This window comes from Pseudomonas brassicae (genome assembly GCF_010671725.1).
GTDB classification, from domain to species: Bacteria; Pseudomonadota; Gammaproteobacteria; order Pseudomonadales; family Pseudomonadaceae; genus Aquipseudomonas; species Aquipseudomonas brassicae.
In genome coordinates, this window is the sequence record NZ_JAAHBU010000137.1 from 1 (window position 1) to 5,840 (window position 5,840).

The following is a 5,840-nucleotide window of genomic DNA, read 5'->3' on the forward strand; positions in this document are numbered from 1 at the left end:
GCTTGCCAGCGAAGGGCACGCTGCGGTCTAGAGCGGCGGCGAAGCCTCGGCCGGCTTGCTCTTGTTGACCCCCGGCACATGCAGATTGCCTTCGGCCACCTGGCTGCCCTCCAACTGCGGCTGGGTCACCCAGGTGAGGATGTCGTAGTAGCGCCGGATGTTGGCCACGAAATGCACCGGCTCGCCGCCGCGTGCATAGCCATAGCGGGTCTTGCTGTACCACTGCTTCTGCGAAAGCCGTGGCAGCATCTTCTTCACGTCCAGCCACTTGTTCGGGTTGAGCCCCTCGCGCTTGGCCAGCTTGCGTGCATCGTCCAGGTGGCCGCCGCCTACGTTGTACGCCGCCAGGGCAAACCAGGTACGGTCTGGCTCCTTGATTTCATCATCCAGTTCCTGCTTCACGTACATGAAGTACTTGGCACCGCCCTCGATGCTCTGGCGCGGGTCGAGCCGGTTGGACACGCCCATGGCCTGGGCCGTGCGCTGGGTCAGCATCATCAGCCCGCGCACGCCGGTCTTGGAGGTGACCTCGGCCTGCCACATCGATTCCTGATAGCCGATGGCCGCCAGCAGGCGCCAGTCGACCTGCTCCTTCTTGGCCGACACCTTGAAGTGCTTCTCGTAGCGCGGCAGGCGCTGCTGCAGGTGCTGGGCGAAGGTGTAGGCGCCTACGTAGCCGAGCACGTCGACATGCCCGTAGTAACGGTCCTTGAGGCGCTGCAGGGTGCCGTTCTTGTGCACCTTGTCGATGAATTCGTTGATCTCGTTGAGCAGGCTGTTGTCGTCGCCGGCCGCCACCGCCCAGCGCTGGTCACGCCCGTCGCCCAGGTCGAAGGCCACCCGCACGTTGGGGAAGTACACCTGGTTCATCGCCACTTCGTTGGAGTCGACCAGGGTCAGGTCGATCTGGCCTTCGTCGACCATGCGCAGCAGGTCGACCACCTCGACCTGGTCGGATTCCTCGTACTGCAGCGCCGGGTACTGTTTTTTCAACTCCGCCAACTGCTCGGCATGGCTGCTGCCCTTGAGCACCAGGATGCGCTTGCCGACCAGGTCGGCGGCGTCGGTGGGGCGCGACTTGCCGTTGCGGTAGATGATCTGCGGGGTGACTTCGAGGTAGGGATGCGAAAATCGGACCTGCTGCTTGCGCTGCTCGCTGCTGACCAGGCCCGCTGCCGCCAGCACCGGGCCATTTGGCTGGCCGAGCTGGTTGAACAGGTCGTCGAGGTTGTCGGCGGTCTCGATCTGCAGCGTCACCCCAAGATCGTCGGCGAAACGCTTGACCAGCTCGTACTCGAAGCCGGTTTCGCCGTTGCGGTCCTGGAAATAGGTGGCGGGGCTGTTGCGGGTGACCACGCGCAGCACGCCGTCCTCCTTGATGCGCTCGAGGGTGCTGGGTTTTTCAACACAGGCACCGAGCATCAGGAAGAGTCCGGTTGCGAGGAGCCATTTGGCGCAACGCTGGCGCAAAGCAGTCTGGGCGAACATAGGGTGCAGTATACGCAAAGGACCTGCTGCGCCATATCTCGACAACGGCTGGCTTGTCTGCTAGCACAGCCCGAAAAACCGCTAGTGACACGGGTTTTTGTCACGTTCTGAAGCACTCTGGCCGGTCAGCCGACATTCGGCCTGTCGTCGATGCTGGGTTTCGGGTGCTGTCGGCGGCGGTTTAGGCTAGAATGCACGGCCTCTAAGCACACCCCCTTCCTGAGGCTGTCCCGACGATGTTGATCCTGCGCGGCGCTCCTGCCCTTTCTGCCTTTCGCCACGGTAAATTACTCGAGCAACTGAGCCAGAAAGTCCCCGCTGTTAGTGGTTTGTACGCTGAATTCGCTCATTTCGCCGAGGTCGACGGCGATCTGACCGCCGACCAACAGCATGTGCTCGCGCGCCTGCTCAAGTACGGCCCGAGCGTGCCGGTGCAGGAGCCAAGCGGCCGCCTGTTCCTGGTCATGCCGCGTTTCGGCACCATCTCGCCCTGGTCCAGCAAGGCCAGCGACATCGCCCACAACTGCGGCCTGGAGAACGTCCAGCGCCTTGAGCGCGGCACGGCCTTCTATGTCAGCGGCGAGCTGAGCGAGGCCGATGTGGCCGCGGTTGCCGAACTGCTGCACGACCGCATGACCCAGATCGTGCTGGGCAAGCTCGAAGAGGCCGCCGGCCTGTTCAGCCATGCCCAGCCCAAGCCGCTGACCGCCATCGACATCCTCGGTGGTGGCCGCGCTGCGCTGGAGCAGGCCAACGTCGAACTGGGCCTGGCGCTGGCCGAAGACGAGATCGATTATCTGGTCAGCAGCTTCCAGGGCCTCAAGCGCAACCCGCATGACATCGAACTGATGATGTTCGCCCAGGCCAACTCCGAGCACTGCCGCCACAAGATCTTCAACGCCAGTTGGGATATCGACGGCCAGAGCCAGGAAAAAAGCCTGTTCGGCATGATCAAGAACACCTACCAGATGCACAGCGAAGGCGTGTTGTCCGCTTACAAGGACAACGCCTCGGTGATCGTCGGTTCGGTGGCCGGGCGCTTCTTCCCGAACCCTGAAACCCGCCAGTACGGCGCGGTGCAGGAGCCGGTGCACATCCTGATGAAGGTCGAGACGCACAACCACCCGACCGCCATCGCGCCGTTCCCGGGGGCCTCCACCGGTTCCGGCGGCGAGATCCGCGACGAGGGTGCCACCGGTCGTGGCGCCAAGCCCAAGGCCGGCCTCACCGGTTTCACCGTGTCCAACCTGCAGATCCCGGGCTTCGAACAGCCGTGGGAGAAGCCGTACGGCAAGCCTGAGCGCATCGTCACCGCCCTCGACATCATGATCGAAGGCCCGCTGGGCGGCGCCGCGTTCAACAACGAATTCGGCCGCCCGGCACTGACCGGCTACTTCCGTACCTTCGAACAGTCGATCAGCACCCCGCACGGCGACGAAGTACGCGGCTACCACAAGCCGATCATGCTCGCCGGCGGCATGGGCAACATCCGTGAAGGCCATGTGCAGAAGGGCGAGATCACCGTCGGCGCCAAGCTGATCGTGCTCGGCGGCCCGGCCATGCTGATCGGCCTGGGCGGCGGCGCTGCCTCCTCGATGGCCACCGGCTCCAGCTCGGCCGACCTCGACTTTGCCTCGGTGCAGCGCGAGAACCCGGAAATGGAGCGCCGTTGCCAGGAGGTCATCGACCGTTGCTGGCAGCTGGGCGACCACAACCCGATCGCCTTCATTCACGACGTAGGCGCGGGTGGCCTGTCCAACGCCTTCCCGGAGCTGGTCAACGACGGCGCGTGGCGGTCGCTTCGAATTGCGCAACGTGCCCAACGACGAACCGGGCATGGCGCCGCTGGAAATCTGGAGCAACGAGTCGCAGGAACGCTACGTGCTGGCGGTCGACGCCCAGGACCTGGAGCGTTTCAGCGCCATCTGCGAGCGCGAGCGCTGCCCGTTCGCGGTGGTCGGCGAAGCCACGGCCGAACCGCAACTGACCGTGACCGACAGCCACTTCGGCAACAGCCCGGTGGACATGCCGCTCGAAGTGCTGCTGGGCAAGGCCCCGCGCATGCACCGTTCGGTCACCCGCGAAGCCGAGCTGGGCGATGATTTCGACCCGAGCACGCTGGACCTCACTGACTCGGTCGAGCGCGTGCTGCGTCACCCGGCCGTGGCCAGCAAGAGCTTCCTGATCACCATCGGCGACCGCACCATCACCGGCCTGGTTGCCCGCGACCAGATGGTCGGCCCGTGGCAGGTACCGGTGGCTGACGTGGCCGTCACCGCCACCAGCTTCGACGTGTACAGCGGTGAAGCCATGGCCATGGGCGAGCGTACCCCGCTGGCCCTGCTCGACGCCCAGGCGTCCGGGCGCATGGCGATCGGCGAAACCCTGACCAACATGGCCGCCTCGCGCATCGAGAAACTGTCCGACATCAAGCTGTCGGCCAACTGGATGTCGGCCGCCGGCCACCCCGGTGAAGACGCGCGCCTGTATGACGCGGTCAAGGCCGTGGGCATGGAGCTGTGCCCCGAGCTGGGCCTGACCATTCCAGTGGGCAAGGACTCGATGTCCATGAAGACCCGCTGGGAAGACGAAGGGCGCGAAAAAACCGTGACCTCGCCAATGTCGCTGATCGTGACCGGTTTTGCCCCGGTCACCGACATCCGCAAGACCCTGACCCCGCAACTGCGCATGGACAAGGGCGAGACCGACCTGATCCTGATCGACCTGGGCCGCGGGCAGAACCGCATGGGCGCCTCGATCCTGGCCCAGACCCACGGCAAGCTCGCCAGCCAGGCACCGGACGTCGACGACGCCGAGGACCTCAAGGCCTTCTTCGCGGTGATCCAGGGCCTTAATGCCGACGGTCACCTGCTGGCCTACCACGACCGTTCCGACGGCGGCCTGCTGACCACTGCGCTGGAAATGGCCTTCGCCGGCCACTGCGGTCTGAACCTTGAACTCGACACCCTGACCGGCAAGCGCGAGAAAGTGGCAGCCATCCTCTTCAACGAAGAGCTGGGTGCAGTGATCCAGGTGCGCCAGGACGCTACCCCGGACGTGCTGGCGCAGTTCAGCGCTGCCGGCCTTGGCGAAGACTGCGTGGCGGTGATCGGCAAGCCGGTCAACAGCGCCGACGTGGCTATCAGCCTGAACGGCGAAGTGCTGTTCAAGGGCGACCGCCGCCTGCTGCAACGTCAGTGGGCCGAGACCAGCTACCAGATCCAGCGCCTGCGTGACAACGCCGACTGCGCCGATCAGGAATTCGACGCGCTGCTCGAAGAAGACAACCCGGGCCTGAGCGTCAAGCTCGCGTTCGACGTCAACCAGAACATCGCGGCGCCGTACATCAAGAAGGGCGTGCGGCCACAGGTGGCGGTACTGCGCGAGCAGGGCGTCAACGGCCAGGTGGAAATGGCCGCGGCGTTCGACCGTGCCGGCTTCAACGCCATCGACGTGCACATGAGCGATATCCTCGCCGGTCGCGTCGACCTCGACGCGTTCAAGGGCCTGGTGGCGTGCGGCGGCTTTTCCTACGGCGACGTACTGGGCGCCGGTGAAGGCTGGGCCAAGTCGGCGCTGTTCAACAGCCGCGCACGGGATGCCTTCCAGGGCTTCTTCGAGCGTGCCGACAGCTTCACCCTGGGCGTGTGCAACGGTTGCCAGATGATGTCCAACCTGCACGAGCTGATCCCGGGCAGCGAGTTCTGGCCGCACTTCGTGCGCAACCGTTCCGAGCAGTTCGAGGCCCGGGTGGCCATGGTGCAGGTGCAGGAGTCGAACTCGATCTTCCTGCAGGGCATGGCCGGTTCGCGCATGCCGATCGCCATCGCCCACGGCGAAGGCCATGCCGAGTTCGCCAGCGAAGAAGCACTGCTTGAAGCCGACCTGTCCGGTTGTGTGGCGCTGCGTTTCGTCGACAACCATGGCAAGGTCACCGAGAGCTACCCGGCCAACCCGAACGGTTCGCCGCGCGGGATCACCGGCCTTACCAGCCGCGACGGGCGTGTCACCATCATGATGCCGCACCCTGAGCGGGTATTCCGCGCCGTGCAGAACTCGTGGCGCCCGGATGACTGGAACGAAGATGCCGCCTGGATGCGCATGTTCCGCAACGCGCGGGCGTGGGTGAACTGAGGGCGTGTTCAAACTCGCCTTCTTCGTGCCGCCCAGCCATGTGGAGCAGGTCGAGGAATGGCGGGTCGAGCTGGTGGGGGGGAGGATGCGCGGGTGGGGTCGGTGGTTGCGGCCCTGAAGGCGAGCCACCCCTACCAGACCCCGGCGTACGAGGTCTGGCAACTGGCTGACTTCTGATTGACAGGTCTGGCCTCTTCGCTGGCAAGCCAGCCCCCCAC

At 65.1% G+C, this 5,840-nt stretch carries 1 protein-coding gene and 2 pseudogenes; 2 read left to right on the top strand and 1 reads right to left on the bottom strand.

Going from position 1 to position 5,840, the window contains the following annotated elements; all coding sequences use genetic code 11:
• Positions 1-27 precede the first annotated feature (27 nt).
• On the bottom strand, positions 28-1,488 hold the full coding sequence (gene mltF, locus G3436_RS11180; RefSeq protein WP_163944767.1) for a membrane-bound lytic murein transglycosylase MltF: 1,461 nt from the start codon (positions 1,486-1,488) through the stop codon (positions 28-30).
• 236 nt (positions 1,489-1,724) lie between these two features.
• On the opposite strand from mltF, the pseudogene purL reads away from it, so the two are divergent.
• Both purL and G3436_RS27005 read left to right on the top strand, forming a co-directional pair.
• A pseudogene (purL, locus tag G3436_RS11185) lies at positions 1,725-5,622 on the top strand (phosphoribosylformylglycinamidine synthase).
• Positions 5,623-5,662: 40 nt separating this feature from the next.
• A pseudogene (locus tag G3436_RS27005) lies at positions 5,663-5,799 on the top strand (NGG1p interacting factor NIF3); the annotation flags it as partial.
• Between the last annotated feature and the right edge of the window lie 41 nt (positions 5,800-5,840).

What these genes read in the sequence shown, in the direction of transcription:
- mltF (WP_163944767.1), bottom strand. Translation starts at nt 1,488, where the DNA reads ATGTTCGCCCAGACTGCTTTGCGCCAGCGTTGCGCCAAATGGCTCCTC.